Origin of the sequence: Xanthomonas campestris pv. campestris str. ATCC 33913, from assembly GCF_000007145.1 — a bacterium.
Taxonomy (GTDB): domain Bacteria; phylum Pseudomonadota; class Gammaproteobacteria; order Xanthomonadales; family Xanthomonadaceae; genus Xanthomonas; species Xanthomonas campestris.
Genome location: NC_003902.1, coordinates 3,317,623 through 3,333,911, shown reverse-complemented (window position 1 = coordinate 3,333,911; position 16,289 = coordinate 3,317,623). Strand labels below are relative to the sequence as shown.

Below are 16,289 nucleotides of genomic sequence, written 5' to 3'. Positions count from 1 at the left end.
AACTGCGGTGCCGCGACATGCAGCGACGCACCGGGACGGGACGTGCCGGCACGACGCCCGCCGCACGCAGCTGATCAAGCGACTGCAACGGAACGCGCGCCTGCACAGCAAGGTCGCAGTCGCGTCTACTCGGGATGCTCAACGCAGGCGTTGCACAAACTCGCTCAGTGGCGCTGACCGATAGAAGGCCATGCACTGCGCAAAGATCCGGTTGTACGGCCCCAGCCGCTGCTCGTCCTTCATTGGCACCTCGGCGCGGTGGAAGTCGGCCGTCTGTTTTGCGACGAACTCGTGCAAGCGCGCAGTGGCCCCGGCCCGTGCGTTGTCGAGCGCGTAAGTGGTGGTCAGGAACGAGCGGTCGCGCAACTGGTCTTCGGCATATTTGCCTGCGCGTTGGTAATTGGCATCCAGGCACAGCTGCAGGGCATAGGCCTTGACGTCCTCGCTGTTGGCGGGCTTGGCTGCGGCCATGGCCGGCGCAGCGGTTGCGCCCAAGACCAGCACCAGCGTGGCAACGGCAGAGAAAGGGGAAGAGTGGCGCATACGCGTCCTTGGCTGAGCGGGGCCAACAGTGTGCATGATCGGCACACACACGTGGAGTGTGCAGGCCGTTGCACGCACGTGGCAGGCCATGCCGAAACACAAGACCACGTTAGCGCGCCGCGATGGTGCCGCCCGTGCGCGGCAGCCTCGTCTACGTGCTCGTGGCATCGGCTGGACGTGGGTTTAATCGGCCCGGATCAACACTACGCCTACGGTATTTCTGCCGTGTTCCACACAGTTGAGGAGTACACCAATGGCTGATCAAAACACCAGCAACCGTGGTTTCGCATCGATGGACGAAGACAAGCAACGCGAGATTGCGAGCAAGGGCGGCAAGGCCGCACACGCCAGCGGCAATGCACACGAGTTCGACTCCGAAGAAGCCAGGGAAGCCGGCCGCAAGGGCGGTGAGTCGGTGAGCCAGGACCGCGAGCACATGGCCGACATCGGCCGCAAGGGTGGCGAGAACAGCGGCGGCGGCAACCGCTGAGTCGGCACTGCTGGCAGCGGCACGGGTGCGCCTACCCCGTGCCGCCGATGGGTTAGGACGCGCTGTCTCGGCAGCGCAACCATGCGGAAAAGAAAGCGGGATGGTGTGGGGTGATGGCTGCTTCGCCAGCCGCCACAGGCCGCATGTACCTCTCAGTGACGAATCGCACCGCGCTTCAGCGCTGCACGATGACCGGTACCGCGTAACGCAGCATGCCAGGGCGATAGGTGCGCGTGCCTAGTGTGCGTAATGCCATGATTTCGCTGCACAGCGCAGTGCGTACTTCGCGCGCGGTCATGCCACTGATCTCCAGCGTGCTGATCAAGGCGGCAAAACCGTCCCAGAAGGCGCTTTCGTTTGCACGATGCAGCTCGCTCAAACGCCAGAGCTCGGCAAGCGCGTGCGCCAGGTCTCGACATCCTGTTGTGTCCGTCATGCCGGCTCTCGCCACGCAATGGAGCGCTGAGCCTAGCACCGCCGCGGATCGGCGCCGATACCGAAGGGTGCCTGCAGGCGTGCCATCACGCATTCAGATGCGAAGTGTGTGCACTGTGCTGCATGAGGTCGCTGCCCGCTGCCCGCTGCCCGCTTCACCGATGCGAAGAGACCGTCTTCTTTCGTCGCCGTTTACACGGCTCTACGCACTGCGCCAACACGGCCCACGCGATGGTGAAACCGGCTCATCACTGGAGTCGCCCATGGTCGACAACGACCTGCATCCCCAGCAGCACCGCGATGTCATCGTGATCGGTGGATCGGCTGGCGCCGGCGAGGCGTTGCGGCGCTTGTTGGGTGCGCTGCCAGCGCAGACGCCTGCCGCCATCCTGGTGGTGCTGCACATGTCGGCGCATGGTCACGGCATCATGCGCACGGTCAGTGCCGGTGCCAACGGCATTACCGTGGTCGAGGCCGCCGATGGCATGCGCATCGAACCGCACACGCTCTATGTCGCGGTGGCCGACCGTCACCTGATGGTGGCCGACGGGCGAATCGTGCTGGGCACCGGCCCGCGCGAAAACATGTCGCGGCCTTCGATCGATGCCTTGTTCCGCTCGGCAGCGGTGGCCTTCGGGCCCAGAACGGTGGGGGTGCTGCTATCGGGGATGCTCAACGATGGCACCGCAGGTCTTGACGCGATTCACGCCTGCGGCGGCACGGTACTGGTGCAGGATCCTGGCGAGGCGGTGGCCAGCGACATGCCGCTGAGTGCGCTGCAGCGCGTGCCTGCCGATGCCGTTCGCAGCAGCGCCGAGTTGGGCGGCCTGATTGCGGAACTGGCGCAGACAGCGGCAGGGCCGGCGCGGGTGATCACCGATGCCTTGCGTCTGGAAGTGGCGATCGCACGCGGTGCATTGACCACGACCGACGACACCGCGCGGATCGCCACGCCGGTTGCGATGAGTTGCCCGGCATGTGGCGGCGTGCTGTCGCAAATATCGGAGAGTTCTGTGCTGCGGTTCCGCTGCCAGGTCGGGCATGCCTACACAGGCGAGAGTCTGCTGTCGGCCACCGAAGGGTCGGTGGACGAGGCCCTGCGCATTGCCCTGCGCATCATCGACGAGCGGGCCACCTTGGTGGCGCGGATGGCCGATTCCAACACCCGTGCGCAACCGAATACCGCAGCGATGTACCGCCATCGCGCGGACGAATACCGCGGTTATGCGGACACCTTGCGCAAGGCGTTGCTGCGCAAATCGCCGCTCGCTGCGGCGGTGGAACCCTCAGAGTGAGCCCGCATTAGCGGTAACAGCTGGCTTCGCGTTGCACGACATGCCTAACAACCACTTATGCATCGCCTGGCAAGACACCGAGCCACGCAAAGGTGCACGCTTCAGATAAACGCGTACGCGACCACAAGGGTCGCGCACGCAGCACTGCTACACAGTCGCTTGACTCTCCATCAGGCCTTACGGGCCCAGGAAGCTGGAGATGGTGGAATACACATCCGAGAACCGCGAGTAATAATCCGGATCGCTCTGCGCGGTGCAGTACGAATACCCACCATACAGGCCGCCCCGCAGCTGGTAGGCGCCACCACTGGCGACGGTGAACAAGGCCGAGCCCGACGAGCCGCCCTCGGTTACACCATCGTTCCAGACCACGCGGTACAGCGGGGTCTTGCCGTCGATGGAGGTGTTCAGCCCGGTGACCGAGCCCAGCGAGTACTTCTTCACGTCGCCAGAGGGGTGATGGATGCCGATGATCGATGTGCCGGTGGCCCCGATGGCTGCGCTATTCCACGCCGCGTAGAACGCGCCGCTGGGCGGTGCGGTCTTGAGCTCCAGCAATGCGGTGTCACGCGTGGTGTTGGCATGGCGCAGGAACGCACCGCCGGTCAACGTGGTGGCCTGCGCACTGGCGGTATTGCCGTTGCAGCTGGCCGCATCGTAGAACCAATAGGTCTGCAGCGAATTGGCCACCGTCTGCGTGCTGATGCAGTGTGCGGCGGTCCAGAACAGATTGCGCTTGGGCGTGTTGGTGTTGTTGAGCAAGGTGCCCGTGCACAGGAACGAGCCCTGGCTGGTGGTGAACACCATGCGCGCCACGGCCTTGGACGCACTGGTGAAACCGGCGGTGGGGTTGGCGCGGCAAACGACGTCGTTCTGGCAGGAATCGCTCTCGCCAATGGCAATGGTCATCATGTCGCGCGGGCTGGCGGTGGGGCTGATGTCCAGGTGCGACAACTGCGGCACCGACAGGCTGAAGTTCTGCGGGTATTGCCCAGCCGGCAGCGACAGCTCGACCAGCAAGGTGTCGCCGTTGACCGTCGGCGACCAGCCGATGTCACTGCCACTGGTGCTGAAGCTGGTACCGGATTGCTCGAACACGCGGCCATCGTTGCCGGCAAAACGCAGCGTCACCTTGGACGGATCGCCCGGCGTTGCGCCGGCCCCCCCGCAGCACCAGCGAGGCGCGCAATGCAGCAGCCTGCGCGGAGCTGAGCGTCAGCGTTGCCACGCGGCCGCCATCGCTGGTCATCTGCCAATCCAGCTTGGACAGGTTGACCAGAGGTTGCGTCACCGCGCGCGAGAAACCGATCTGCAACGGCAGCCCGTGCTTGACCTGCGCAATGCGACGCTCGCGCACGCGTGCCAGTTCGCTGCTGCCGGGTGCCGCCAATTGCGCAACACGGGTTGGCAGCACGCCACCACGCAAACTGGCCGACTGCAGCTGTGCGGCACCCAACTTGGCGGCTTGCGGCGCCGTGGTCACCGGCGCGGCGTCCATTTCGGTCGGCGGCGCTGCCAGCGCCGTGCCGGAAAGTGCGGAGAACAACGCGAGATACAACGCATTCTTGCGATTCATGGATAGTCCTTCTCGTCAGGGAACGCTGGGCAACGGCGGGGGCCGTGGTCCGCGTGCGCCATCGATGGCGCGTCACGAGACTAGCGAAAGTTCAACGCTGAATATGTGCTTAAAATCTCTTTCATGAAGTGGCTTTCACGAAAATGTGCGATCTGGCGCGTTGTATCGATGGTTGCCGCTTCAAACGGCAGTCCTTACCGGTGCTCGGTTGAATGCTTGAGCGCAGCGCGGCACGCGAACGTATGCAATTGCGCGACGCAACATTGAGTGTCGCCATGCTGCGCGACGGCGTAGCGGCATCTGCAGGCGGTGGCGTGCGCAGCACTGAGCAGCACGCATGACATCATCTGTACGCATTGCGTGCGGCATCCGCATGGAGACGCATGGCGCAGTCCATGCGCTGCATTCAACGTCGAAGATGGCGCGGTAGCTTCGACGTGCGCTCACCGCACGTACGCATGCACGCGCACACGCGCAGGCACGCACGCAGCATTGGAATTTACAACGCGTCAGTAGCGCGGAATTCGGTCGAGCGCCCGCTGAACTTGAGGAAGGCCAGCACGGCCAGGCCGACCACCATCCAGGCGCTGCCGCCCAGCTGCGCATGCAGGTCGGCATTGATCAGCACATAGGCCAGGATCACGATGCCGATCACTGGCACCACTCCGTGCAGCACCTTGCGGCCATGCGCGCGAAAGTGCCAAAGCACCGCCACATGCAGCAGCACGAAGGCGGTAAGCGCACCCACATTGCATAGCGAGGACAGCAACGCGATCTGCCCGACGAACACTTCCCCCAGCACCATGCTCAGGGCCGCCACCAGCAGGATCGCCCGCTGCGGCACGCCAGTGCGCGGATGGATATAGCGGAGGAACGCGGGCAATTGGCGGTCGCGTGCCATTGCGAACAGTAGCCGCGAGGTGGCCGCCTGTGCCACCAACGAATTGGCAATCGCCGCACTGATGGCCACCGTCAGCGCAATCACAATCTGCATCCACGGCCCGGCAATCAGCCGCCCGATCTCGAAGAACGCATCGTTGGACGCTTGCGCGCTGGGGTAGCGCTGCAAGTGCGGCTGCAGCAACGCTGCCAGCCAGGTCTGCAGCACGAACAGGCCGGCCACCAGCACCAACGCCAACAGCGTCGCGCGTCCGACCACCCGGTTGCCGCCGCGGGCTTCCTCCGACAGCGTGGAGATCGCATCGAAGCCCAGGAACGACACCACCGCCACCGACAGTGCACTGAAAATCAACTGCGGCGAAAATGCCTGCGGGTTGTAGAACGGGCGCAGGGTCCACTGCGCACCGTTGACGCCGCGCTGGATGGCCAGTGTCGCCAGCACCACGAACAGCGCCAGCACGATGAGCTGCGCATACAGGAAGAAGCGGTTGGCACGCGCAGTGGTCTCGATGCCGCGCAGATTGACCACCGTGTTGAGCACCACGAAGAAGGCGATCCACGCGGGCTGCGGCACCTGGGGCAGCACGTTGTGCATGGCGTTGGCGCCGACCACGTAGATCAGGGTGGGTACCAGTAGATAGTCCAGCAGGATGGCCCAGCCGGCCAGAAATCCCATGCCGCCGCTCAAGCCGCGCCCCACATACGCATACACCGAACCGGCCACCGGAAACGCCTGCGACATCTGCTGGTAGCTCAGTGCGGTGAACAGCATTGCCACGAAGCCCACCAGATAGGTCAGCGGCACCATTCCCGCGCTGATGTCGAATACCCCGCCGAAGATCGAGAACGGCGCGGTCGGCACCATGAACACCAGGCCATAGATCAGCAGGTCCTTCAGGCTGAGCTGCCGCTTGAGTTCCTGGGCGTAGCCGAAGCGTTCCAGCGTGGCCGCGTCGCTGCGGCCTGGGGTGTCGGTCATGCAGATATCCGCTGAGGGGAGGGCCGGGCGGTGCCTGGCGGCGCTGGCGCGCGGCCAGTGCCGTGGGGCGGGTGTTGCCCGGCATTGTGAACATAAAGCGCCCGGCGAGCCCATCCATTGGTAAAAATGCTAGGTTTTCCATGCTGGATGTCATCCAGTGGCAGTCGCCGGCACCGAAGGACATGCACCATGTTTGACACATTGGCCAGCCTGGGCCGCGATCTCCAGGCCCGCGAGACGCTCAATGCCTGCCTGGACCGGGTGTTTCGCGATGTCTGCGCGCAGGGATTCCAGTCGCTGGTGTACGACTACGCGCCGGTGCCGCTGAGCATGGAGGGCGCGTTGATCACCCCGTCGGTGTTCCTGCAGCGCAATGCGCCCGACGACATGCACAACGTCTGGTGCGAACACGGCTATTACCAGAACGACCCGGTGCAGCAGCGCGCCACCCGCCGCACCACGCCGTTCGTGTGGTCGTACCGCACCGAAGGCCGCACCGAAGGCCGCACCGAGGGCGTGGAATACGTGGGCGACCAGCATCGGCAAGTCACCCGCTACCTGTGCGACAGCGATATGGGCACCGGTGTCACCGTGCCACTGCACCTGCCCGGCGGCGCGTTTGCGACCTTCAGCGCGGCAGTCAATGCCACCCAGGCCGAGGCCCCACGCCTGGCCGAAGCCCAGCTGCCGCCGTTCCTGCTGCTGGCGCATGCCTTTCAGGCACGCGCGCAGGAACTGCTCGATCCGCAGGAGCGCCGCTGCCACCACATCGCCTTGACCCGCCGCGAGCGCGAATGCCTGCAGTACTCGGCCAAGGGCATGACTGCCAAGAGCATTGCCGCCACGCTCAACCGCTCCACGGCCACCGTGAACCTGCATCTGAATTCGGCGGCCCGCAAACTGGGCGCACGCAATCGCGTGGAAGCGGTGGTACGCGGCATGCATTACCGGCTGCTGGAGTTGTAGGAAGGCTCAGTTGGTCGGGTTTGTCGGCCGCGTCGTTGGCGCGGGCGTGGTTGCTCATGTTCGGGGAGCGCTGGCAGACCGGTGTTCGCATGCCGGCCTCATGGCACCTCGCACGCACGACGGTGTCGCAATTCGCGCGTTTCGCAATTGCCAACCGGTGTCATCGCACTTAACGTGGACGCTGACGGCACGCGGTCTCCATCGTCAGATTGAACGAGTCGTGGTGTCCACGATTGGCGCAGGCAATCAGCGCAACTGGCCAAGCACGCATCAAGCTGTTTAGCCCAGGCACCAAGGGCGCGGGCATTCGCAGCGCGACGGCGTCCGAGGATCTGTTATGCCTCAAGATGCATGGCTAACCTGGCAAATTTGCCAGTTATCCCGACCCGCTGCGCTGGGTAGGCTCGCCGCTCTCATTGCCGTAAGTGGGCGCAGGTCATGCAGTGCACCGAGGGTTTCGTCGAATTTCGCGGCTATCGCACCTGGTACCGCATCACCGGCGACCTGCACAGCGATGCGTGCCCGCTGATCGTGCTGCATGGCGGCCCGGGCTGCACGCACGACTACGTCGACAGCTTTACCGATCTGGCCGGCAGCGGCCGCGCGGTCATTCACTACGACCAATTGGGCAACGGCCATTCCACCCATCTGCCCAATGCCGACCCCAGCTTCTGGACGGTGGGCCTGTTCCTGGATGAGCTGCAGGCGCTGATCAGCCATCTCGGACTGGCACAGTACGCGCTGCTGGGCCAGTCGTGGGGCGGCATGCTGGCCGCCGAACACGCGGTGCGCCGCCCTGCCGGACTGCGCGCACTGGTCATCGCCAACTCGCCCGCGTCGATGGGCTTGTGGCGGGCCGCCGCGCTGCGCCTGCGCGCGCGCCTGCCCGAGCCCGTACAGGCCGCCCTGGACGAACATGAAGCCGCCGGCACCCTGGATTCGCCCGCCTACCGCGCCGCCACGCAGGCGTTCTACGCACAGCACGTGTGCCGCGTGCTGCCGTGGCCTGCGGAGGTGGCGCTCACCTTTGCCGCGATCGATGCCGATCCCACCGTCTACCACGCGATGAACGGCCCCACCGAATTCCACGTGGTGGGCAGCCTGCGCAACTGGAGCATCATCGAACGCCTGCACCGCATCACCGCGCCGACGCTGGTGCTGTCCGGCAAATACGATGAAGCCACGCCGGAAACCGTGGAGCCTTACGCACGGTTGATTCCCGATGCGCGCTGGCATGTCTTCCCCAACTCCAGCCACATGCCGCATGTGGAAGAGCGCGAGGCCTGCATGCGCCTGGTCGGCAACTTCCTCGACGACCACAGCCCGTGGCCAGGCGGGCAACTGACGCGTCCCTCGGCGCTGGCCAATCGCGCCGTCTGAGCAGGGTGTAACCCGGCAGGGCTGCGGCTTGCTGGCCTTGGTAGATATGCCGAAGACCGCGCGGTTCCGCAGACGAGCGCGCTTGGACACTTAGAGCTGGCTAACAAAGTAGCGAGCAGTCGCCAGGTGGGTGCGTGCGGCGCGGAGGAACCGGCGTGTGTGGGGGTACATGCCGATTTCGAGCACCGGCCGCGGCCGCCTGGCGGCTGCGCAGTCTTTTTGATGGCCGCTCTTAGAACCTGTTCACGATCTTCTGAGTAATAGTGCCAAGAAGGCCAAATGGATGAACTGCAGGCTGGTGTTGAGTTTGCGCTCGCAGTTCTTCCATAGCCTTCGGTTCTTCTCCAGCCAAGCAAAACTACGCTCGACGATCCATCGCTTGGGCATGACCTTGAAGGTGTGCAGTTCGCTGCGCTTGGCAATCTGCACCGTGAGCTGCTCGCCTAAAATCTCTCGCACGCCGTCGGCAAACCGTACGCCGGTGTAACCGCTGTCGCACAGTAAGCTTTGTACATGCGTCAAATTTGACTGGCAGCGCTCCAACGCCTGCAGCGCACCTTTGCGGTCGGTCACCTCCGCCGTCGTCACCGCGATTGCATGGGGCAATCCCTGAGTATCAACAGCGATATGCCGCTTGATGCCCGACACCTTCTTGCCCGCGTCATATCCCTTTTGCCCTGCTGTGTCCGTGTTCTTTACGCTCTGCGCGTCCACGATCAAGAACCTGGTGCAGGCGTTGCGCTCCTGTCTGGCGCGGGCCACGCCAACCTGATTTTTTAAGTGCCTGCTCCAGCAGGCTCACTCCCTCATCGTTGCACTCGCTCCACTTGGCAAAGTACGAGTGCACGGTCCGCCACTTTGGAAAGTCGCTGGGTAGCGCTCGCCATTGGCAACCGGTTCGCAGCACGTACAACACTGCGCACCACACCTCATACACATCCACACGGCGTGGCTTGGTGCGCTTACGCGCTTGTTCCAGGATCGGCAGCACGTGTTCGAACTGCTCCCGGCTCATGTCACTCGGATAGGTCTTTTGGCGCATCCGCATAGTCTGCACTGATCAGGAAAGATCGTGAACAGGTTCTTAGTTAGACGTCATCGGGTGCCGAGCCGCACCAGCATCGCGCGGGCGTGGCAGCGTGTTCATGGCCACGCACAGGAGACGGGAGTGATGCGCAGCTCTGCCTTGGCTCCTACATGCACGTTGCGGCGTTGAGCCATGCGCGCCTTCGAGCCGTCTTGATCGCCGTCGCCTGTCCGGCCAGCCAAGCCCGCACCGTCGTGCCGAGCATGCGTACAGCATCGTGCTGCGGCCTTGTCTGGTAGTGCTGCGCACTACGTTGCGCTTCATCCCCATAACTGTACGCAGCATTCGCCGCCGCGCTCGATAGCACCATCCGATGCGCGCGAACGCGCCACTCGCGCACGCTCGGCAGTGCTCGCCTTCGCCTGGCCGACTCAGCCGATCATCGCGTGCGCAGCATTGACCCATGCGCCATCCGTAAGACTCTGGGCGATCGCGCTGCTGCTGCAGGCGCGCATCTGCAACCTGTATCGATGATCGGTTTGGAAGAGCTTGCAAACACGACGCGATGGATCTCCTAGCGGTGATGCACGCGCGCGCGTGATTGATGCGGCAGCCGCGCATTAGGCCTGAAATTCCAACCAAACTGAGCTGCTGATCATCGGCGCGCTGTGGCTGCGTGGTGATCAAGCGCGGCCGTGACGCGTCGCGTTGAGTGTCGTTCGCTTCGCTGCAACGCGGCGCGGCGCGCTGCATAGCGCAGTAGCGCATGCACAACGGCATGCCATCGCAGCATGCAGCAATCACACGCACAAGACATGTTGCAGCGCAGTGGCACGGTGTCCTGTCTCCGCTGTCCATTGCTGTCTCTTTTGCGTGTCTCTCTGCGCGAATGCCGCGGTCTGTCAAATTTCCACAACTGGATAATTGTTTTCTGTTTCAAGACGCGCGAAGAATGCACGCCCCCACGCACCGCGTTGCCGTCGTCATGCACTCGCTGACGCCCTGCAGCGTTTTCGAATTCCATTGGGAGAGGCTGCATGACTAGCAAAACGCTTCAGGGCGCACTCGCGCTTGCACTGTCCGCTTGCGCTGCGGGCGCGATCGCAGGTCCGGTCGGCTACGGTGCCGCCACCACCGGCGGCGGCAATAAGGTTCCGGTGAATGTGGCCACGTTCGAGGCGATGCAGTCGGCCATCGACAGCTACTCCGGCAGCGGCGGCCTGGTGCTGAACTACACCGGCAAGTTCGACTTCGGCACCATCAAGGATGTCTGCGCGCAGTGGAAGCTGCCCGCCAAGACCGTGCAGATCAAGAACAAGAGCGATGTCACCATCAAGGGTGCCAACGGCTCGGCTGCCAACTTCGGTATTCGCGTGGTGGGCAATGCGCACAACGTGATCATCCAGAACATGACCATCGGTCTGTTGCAGGGCGGCGAAGATGCCGATTCGATTTCGCTGGAAGGCAACTCCAGTGGCGAGCCGTCCAAGATCTGGGTCGACCACAACACGGTATTCGCCTCGCTCACCAAGTGCTCCGGCGCCGGTGATGCCTCCTTCGATGGCGGCATCGACATGAAGAAGGGCGTGCATCACGTCACCGTGTCCTACAACTACGTCTACAACTACCAGAAGGTGGCGTTGAACGGTTACAGCGACAGTGACACCAAGAACTCGGCCGCGCGTACCACCTACCACCACAACCGCTTCGAGAATGTGGAATCGCGCGTGCCGCTGCAGCGCCGTGGCTTGAGCCACATCTACAACAACTACTTCAACAACGTCACCACCTCCGGCATCAATGTACGCATGGGCGGCATTGCCAAGATCGAGTCCAATTACTTCGAGAACATCAAGAACCCGGTGACCTCGCGCGACAGCAGCGAGATCGGCTACTGGGACCTGATCAACAACTACGTCGGCAGCGGCATCACCTGGGGCACGCCCGATGGCAGCAAGCCCTACGCCAATGCCACCAACTGGATCAGCACCAAGGTGTTCCCCGAATCGCTGGGCTACATCTACACGGTCACGCCGGCTGCGCAGGTCAAGGCCAAGGTGATCGCCACCGCAGGGGCGGGCAAGAACCTGGCCGAGTGATGGCGTGGCGCTACCCTGTATGACTGAAACCCCGGCCTTGGTCGGGGTTTCTTTTTCAAGCGGTTCGCCAAGCGAAGTGCCCGTTGCACCCACCGGCATCGCTGGGCCTACGAGGCGCTAACCGAGGGCGATGCGGCGTGGGCGAGGGGGGCGAGGACGACGCGGTGCTCACCGCATGGCGTGCGGCCTGTTCCGTCGCCGCCTGCCAGGTGCGTGGTTCAGCATGTCATGCGTGCCCGTGGCGATGTCCGCACGGCTGCAGCAAGGAGCGCACGGGCAGCGCACGGCCTGCACGTGCGTGGCCGCCGTTGCACCGCGCACGCCGCTACAGGGCTCGCGGCCGGAGGCGGTGGCGGTGCCGCCGTCAAGAGGCGCGGCGGAGCCCGCGACGCGGTATCGTGTCGCGTTCCCGTCATCGTCGATCCTGTCCATGCCGCTTCCGACCGATCCTGTTGCTGAGACTGCTTCGTCCGCTGCGCCTGCGCTGCGTCATGCGCTCAAACCCCGGCAATTGATGATGATGGGCCTGGGCACGGCGATCGGCGCAGGCCTGTTTCTCGGCTCGGGGGTCGGCATCCACGCGGCCGGCCCGGCCGTGCTCGTGTCCTATCTGATCGCCGGCGCGCTGGTGATCATCGTGATGAACGCGCTCGGTGAAATGGCCGCGGCCAAGCCGGCCAGCGGCGCGTTTTCGGTCTACGCGGCCGATGCCATGGGGCCGACCGCCGGCGCAACCGTCGGCTGGTTATGGTGGCTGCAGATCGTGGTGGTGATCGCCGCCGAAGCAGTGGGCGCGGCAAGCCTGCTGGCCACGGTGTGGCCGGCCTTGCCGGTGCCGATGCTGGCGTCGGTGTTCATGGCCACCTTCACCGTGATCAACCTGCTGGGCGTGCGCAATTTCGGTGAGTTCGAATTCTGGTTCGCCATCCTCAAGGTGGTGGCGATCCTGATCTTCCTGATGATTGGCGGTGCGCTGCTGGCCGGGTTGCTGCCGGGCGTGGCGTCGCCGGGGCTCTCCAATTTCACCCAGCACGGCGGGTTCGCGCCCAAGGGCCTGGCCGGCATCGGCACCGCACTGCTGGTGGTGGTGTTCGCCTTCGGCGGTACCGAGATCGTGGCGGTGGCGGCAGCGGAAACCGCCGACCCCGGGCGCAGCCTGGCGCGCACCATCCGCACGGTGGCCTGGCGCATCCTGGTGTTCTATATCGGCTCGATCAGCGTCATCGTCGCGGTGGTGCCCTGGACCAGTGATGCACTGAGTTCGCCGTTTGCCGCTGTGCTGGAAGTCGCGCGCATTCCTGGTGCGGCAACCGGCATCACGCTGGTGGCGGTGGTGGCGCTGTTGTCGGCGCTCAATGCCAATCTCTATGGTGCCTCGCGCATGATCTTCTCGCTGGCCCAGCGCGGTGAAGCGCCCCGTTGGCTGGGCAACACCAGCCGCCAGCAGGTGCCGCTGGTGGCGGTGATCGCCAGCGTGTTGTTCGGCTTTGCCGCCGCGGTGCTGGAGTTGCTGTATCCCGGCAAGGTGCTGCCGATGCTGCTGAATATCGTCGGTGCCACCTGTTTGCTGGTGTGGACGATCTCGTTGCTGTCGCAGTTGATCCTGCGTGCACGCGCCGACCGCGCCGGCATCGCCTTGCCGTTCCGCATGCGTGGCTACCCGGTACTGACGCTACTGGCGTTGGCGATCCTGGCGGTGATCTTCGTGCTGCTGGCATTGTCGGCCGACACCCGCGCGCAGTTCCTGTCGATGGTGGGGCTCACCGCCGGCATCGCGCTGGTGAGCGAGCTGGCGCGGCGGATGCGCAAGCGCTAGACCGTATTGGCTGACAGGCGGCGCCTGCGTGCGCCGCTAGCAGCAGCGTGGCGAACGGCGCTCACGTGGCCGTGTGTGTTGGTTGGCAGTCAATGGCAGACGCGTGATACCTGCGCGATAGCGCGATGCCGCGCGTTCGCAGGCGCCCGGTACGGCGCTGCAACGCAGCCGGATGCCTTGATTCAACGCAATTGCGACGCGACACGTTGACGCAGTGCGACGCCGTGTCGCATCGGGAACGGGCGCACGCGTCCCTATCATGATCCTGTCGCACGAAGGATCTGCTCGCACACCACAGGGATTCCTCGGCGATCGATCCGCAGCCTGCGCGCTTGCGGTCATCCCCACTTTCCTGGAGCTTTCTCCATGGACGCCCTGCTGTTGTCACGGATCCAGTTCGGGTTCGTCATCGCGTTCCACGTGTTGTTTCCCGCGTTCACCATCGGCTTGTCCAGCCTGTTGGCATTTCTGGAATGGCGCTGGTTGCGCACCCGCCTGCCGGTCTGGCGCGAGCTGTATTTTTTCTGGCAGAAGATCTTCGCCGTGTCCTTCGGCATGGGCGTGGTCAGCGGCATCGTGATGGCGTTCCAGTTCGGTGCCAACTGGCCGGAACTGAGCCGCATTGCCGGCAGCGTGATCGGTCCGTTGCTCAGCTATGAAGTGCTCACCGCGTTCTTTCTGGAAGCCAGCTTCCTGGGCGTGATGATGTTCGGCTGGGGCCGGATTTCCGAGCGCCTGCATTTCTTCGCCACCTGCATGGTGGCGCTGGGCACGCTGTTTTCCACGTTCTGGATCCTGTCGTCCAACAGCTGGCTGCAGACGCCGGCCGGCTACGAGGTGGTCAACGGCATCGTGCATCCGGTGGACTGGCTGAAGATCATCTTCAACCCGTCGTTCCCGTACCGGTTGGCGCACATGGCGCTGGGTTCGTTCATCACCACCTGCTTCGTGGTGGGCGCGGTGGGTGCGTGGTATCTGCATCGTGGCGTGCACCGCGAGGCAGGCCTGCGCATGCTCAAGCTGGCGGTGGCGTTTGCGGCGATCACCGTGCCCCTGCAGATCTTTGTTGGCGACATGCATGGCTTGAACACGCTCGAGCACCAGCCGATGAAGATCGCCGCGGTGGAAGCGCACTGGCACGACGAAGCGCCGGGGGAGGGCTTCCCGCTGGTGGTGTTCGCGGTGCCCAACGCGGCGAAAGAGCGCAACGATTACGAGATCGCCATTCCGCGGCTGGGCAGTTTGATCCTCACCCATCGCCTGGACGGCCGCATCGCGCCGCTGACCACGGTGCCGGCCGCCGATCGCCCGCCCGTGCTGCCGGTGTTTTTTGCGTTCCGCATCATGGTGGGGCTGGGCAGCCTGATGCTGGTGGTGGCCTGGGTGTCGGCGTTTGCCTGGTGGCGCGGCAAGCTGGTGCAGTGGCGTTGGTTGCTGGCCACCTGGCGCTGGATGCTGCCGAGCGGCTTCATCGCGCTGGTGTCGGGCTGGTTCGTGACCGAGATGGGGCGGCAGCCGTACGTGGTGTATGGGTTGCTGCGCACCGCCGATGCGGTGGGCCCGCAGTCGACGTTGATGACCGCCATCTCGCTGGCGGTGTATGTGGCCGGCTACGCCTTCGTGTTCGGCTGGGGCATCTGGTACCTGGTCAAGATCGGCAAGCTCGGGCCCACCCCGCACGATGCGCCGCAACTGGATCACGGCGAACACACGCCCGCACGGCCGCTGTCGGCCGCCGACGAACCGATCGATGGAGCTGCCTGATGGACATGACGACCTTCCTGCCGGTGGCGTGGTTTGCGGTGATCGGTTTCGGCGTGTTGATGTACGTGGTGCTGGATGGCTTCGTGCTCGGCATCGGCATCCTGGCGCCGTTTCGCAAGGACGAAGCGCAGCTGGACCTGATGATGAACACTGCCGCGCCGATCTGGGACGGCAACGAAACCTGGCTGGTGCTGGGCGGGGCAGGGCTGCTCGCCGCGTTTCCCAAGGCGTATGCGGTGATTCTGTCGGCGCTGTATCTGCCGGTGCTGCTGATGGTGATGGCGCTGGTGTTTCGCGGGGTGGCGTTCGAATTCCGCTTCAAGGCGCATCGCTCGCGGCGGCTGTGGAGCAATGCGTTCGCCGCCGGTTCGATCCTGGCCACTTTTGCGCAGGGCGTGATCCTGGGTGCGTTGGTACAGGGCTTGCCGATCGAGAACGACCGGTACGTCGGCGGCATCTGGGGCTGGTTCAGCCCGTTCGCGATGCTCACCGGCGCGGCATTGGTGGCCGGCTATGCACTGCTCGGCAGCACCTGGCTGATCCTCAAGACCGACGGCCACGTGCAGCAACTGGCGCGCCAGCTATCTCGGCCACTCGCGTTGACGGTGCTGGTGTTCATCGGCCTGGTCAGTGCGTGGCTGCCCTCGCTGCAATCGCACGTGATGGAGCGCTGGTTCGAAGGCGCGCACTACCTGTGGCTGATGCCGATTCCGGTGCTGGTGGCGGTGGTGGGCCTGGCGTTGTGGCGCGCCACCGACGCCGGCCAGCCGGACACGCCGCCGTTCCTGCTGGCGATGGCCTTGTTCGTGCTCGGCTTCCTGGGGCTGGTGCTGGGCATGTGGCCCTACCTGGTGCCGCCGGTCTACACGATCTGGCAGGCCGCCGCGCCACCGTCTTCGCAGCTGTTCGCGCTGGTCGGCCTGGTGCTGCTGCTCCCGCTGATCCTGGGCTACACGGTGTGGTCGTACCGCGTGTTCCGCGGCAAGATCACCGCCGAGACTGGCTATCACCACTGAAGG

At 64.5% G+C, this 16,289-nt stretch carries 11 protein-coding genes, 1 other RNA gene and 2 pseudogenes; 8 read left to right on the top strand and 6 right to left on the bottom strand.

What is annotated here, in order from left to right:
- Positions 1-138 precede the first annotated feature (138 nt).
- Complete coding sequence (locus tag XCC_RS22250; RefSeq protein WP_225042213.1) at positions 139-471, bottom strand: hypothetical protein; 333 nt, start codon at positions 469-471, stop codon at positions 139-141.
- Between the two features lie 325 nt (positions 472-796).
- Between XCC_RS22250 and XCC_RS14620 the strand changes: the two are divergent.
- Positions 797-1,006 (top strand): annotated as a pseudogene (locus XCC_RS14620) (KGG domain-containing protein); the annotation flags it as partial.
- Between the two features lie 202 nt (positions 1,007-1,208).
- On the opposite strand, the gene XCC_RS14615 reads toward XCC_RS14620, so the two are convergent.
- Positions 1,209-1,412, bottom strand: a complete 204-nt coding sequence (locus tag XCC_RS14615) for a hypothetical protein (RefSeq protein ID WP_016944124.1) — start codon at positions 1,410-1,412, stop codon at positions 1,209-1,211.
- A 319-nt stretch (positions 1,413-1,731) separates the two neighbouring features.
- On the opposite strand from XCC_RS14615, the gene XCC_RS14610 reads away from it, so the two are divergent.
- Positions 1,732-2,763, top strand: a complete 1,032-nt coding sequence (locus XCC_RS14610; RefSeq protein WP_011037947.1) for a chemotaxis protein CheB — start codon at positions 1,732-1,734, stop codon at positions 2,761-2,763.
- Between the two features lie 177 nt (positions 2,764-2,940).
- Here XCC_RS14610 and XCC_RS14605 read toward each other — a convergent pair.
- Both XCC_RS14605 and XCC_RS14600 read right to left on the bottom strand, forming a co-directional pair.
- A pseudogene (locus XCC_RS14605) lies at positions 2,941-4,339 on the bottom strand (trypsin-like serine peptidase).
- Between the two features lie 499 nt (positions 4,340-4,838).
- A complete protein-coding gene (locus XCC_RS14600; protein ID WP_011037944.1) occupies positions 4,839-6,218 on the bottom strand; it encodes an APC family permease in 1,380 nt (459 codons plus the stop codon).
- Between the two features lie 189 nt (positions 6,219-6,407).
- Between XCC_RS14600 and XCC_RS14595 the strand changes: the two genes are divergently transcribed.
- Both XCC_RS14595 and XCC_RS14590 read left to right on the top strand, forming a co-directional pair.
- Positions 6,408-7,184 (top strand): LuxR family transcriptional regulator, encoded by a 777-nt coding sequence (locus tag XCC_RS14595; protein ID WP_011037943.1) that lies wholly within the window; start codon positions 6,408-6,410, stop codon positions 7,182-7,184.
- A 438-nt stretch (positions 7,185-7,622) separates the two neighbouring features.
- On the top strand, positions 7,623-8,564 hold the full coding sequence (locus XCC_RS14590; protein WP_011037942.1) for a proline iminopeptidase-family hydrolase: 942 nt from the start codon (positions 7,623-7,625) through the stop codon (positions 8,562-8,564).
- A 98-nt stretch (positions 8,565-8,662) separates the two neighbouring features.
- Here XCC_RS14590 and XCC_RS14585 read toward each other — a convergent pair.
- Together XCC_RS14585 and XCC_RS14580 are read right to left on the bottom strand one after the other, a co-directional pair.
- A non-coding RNA gene (locus tag XCC_RS14585) (sX9 sRNA) lies at positions 8,663-8,735 on the bottom strand.
- A gap of 72 nt (positions 8,736-8,807) precedes the next feature.
- A protein-coding gene (locus XCC_RS14580; protein WP_139115361.1) for an IS5 family transposase occupies positions 8,808-9,606 on the bottom strand; the annotation gives its coding sequence in 2 pieces (ribosomal slippage) (positions 8,808-9,336 and positions 9,335-9,606; 801 coding nt in all).
- Positions 9,607-10,628: 1,022 nt separating this feature from the next.
- Here XCC_RS14580 and XCC_RS14575 point away from each other — a divergent pair.
- The 4 genes from XCC_RS14575 (at position 10,629) to cydB (ending at position 16,286) form a co-directional block, all read left to right on the top strand.
- A complete protein-coding gene (locus XCC_RS14575) occupies positions 10,629-11,690 on the top strand; it encodes a pectate lyase family protein (RefSeq protein WP_011037941.1) in 1,062 nt (353 codons plus the stop codon).
- Between the two features lie 430 nt (positions 11,691-12,120).
- Positions 12,121-13,506: an amino acid permease gene (locus tag XCC_RS14570; RefSeq protein ID WP_011037940.1), complete on the top strand. Its 1,386-nt coding sequence runs from the start codon at positions 12,121-12,123 to the stop codon at positions 13,504-13,506.
- 366 nt (positions 13,507-13,872) lie between these two features.
- The gene (locus tag XCC_RS14565; RefSeq protein ID WP_011037939.1) at positions 13,873-15,270 is read left to right on the top strand and encodes a cytochrome ubiquinol oxidase subunit I; all 1,398 of its coding nucleotides are present in this window, start codon (positions 13,873-13,875) and stop codon (positions 15,268-15,270) included.
- Positions 15,270-16,286: a cytochrome d ubiquinol oxidase subunit II gene (gene cydB, locus XCC_RS14560; RefSeq protein WP_011037938.1), complete on the top strand. Its 1,017-nt coding sequence runs from the start codon at positions 15,270-15,272 to the stop codon at positions 16,284-16,286. The genes XCC_RS14565 and cydB overlap by 1 nt, the downstream gene beginning before the upstream one ends.
- The last annotated feature ends 3 nt before the right edge of the window (positions 16,287-16,289 follow it).

Excerpts from the sequence above, each read along its gene's own strand:
- XCC_RS14610 (WP_011037947.1), top strand. The coding sequence starts at position 1,732 with ATGGTCGACAACGACCTGCATCCCCAGCAGCACCGCGATGTCATCGTG.
- XCC_RS14600 (WP_011037944.1), bottom strand. The coding sequence starts at position 6,218 with ATGACCGACACCCCAGGCCGCAGCGACGCGGCCACGCTGGAACGCTTC.
- XCC_RS14570 (WP_011037940.1), top strand. The coding sequence starts at position 12,121 with ATGCCGCTTCCGACCGATCCTGTTGCTGAGACTGCTTCGTCCGCTGCG.
- XCC_RS22250 (WP_225042213.1), bottom strand. The coding sequence starts at position 471 with ATGGCCGCAGCCAAGCCCGCCAACAGCGAGGACGTCAAGGCCTATGCC.
- XCC_RS14575 (WP_011037941.1), top strand. The coding sequence starts at position 10,629 with ATGACTAGCAAAACGCTTCAGGGCGCACTCGCGCTTGCACTGTCCGCT.
- XCC_RS14595 (WP_011037943.1), top strand. The coding sequence starts at position 6,408 with ATGTTTGACACATTGGCCAGCCTGGGCCGCGATCTCCAGGCCCGCGAG.
- XCC_RS14590 (WP_011037942.1), top strand. The coding sequence starts at position 7,623 with ATGCAGTGCACCGAGGGTTTCGTCGAATTTCGCGGCTATCGCACCTGG.
- cydB (WP_011037938.1), top strand. The coding sequence starts at position 15,270 with ATGGACATGACGACCTTCCTGCCGGTGGCGTGGTTTGCGGTGATCGGT.
- XCC_RS14565 (WP_011037939.1), top strand. The coding sequence starts at position 13,873 with ATGGACGCCCTGCTGTTGTCACGGATCCAGTTCGGGTTCGTCATCGCG.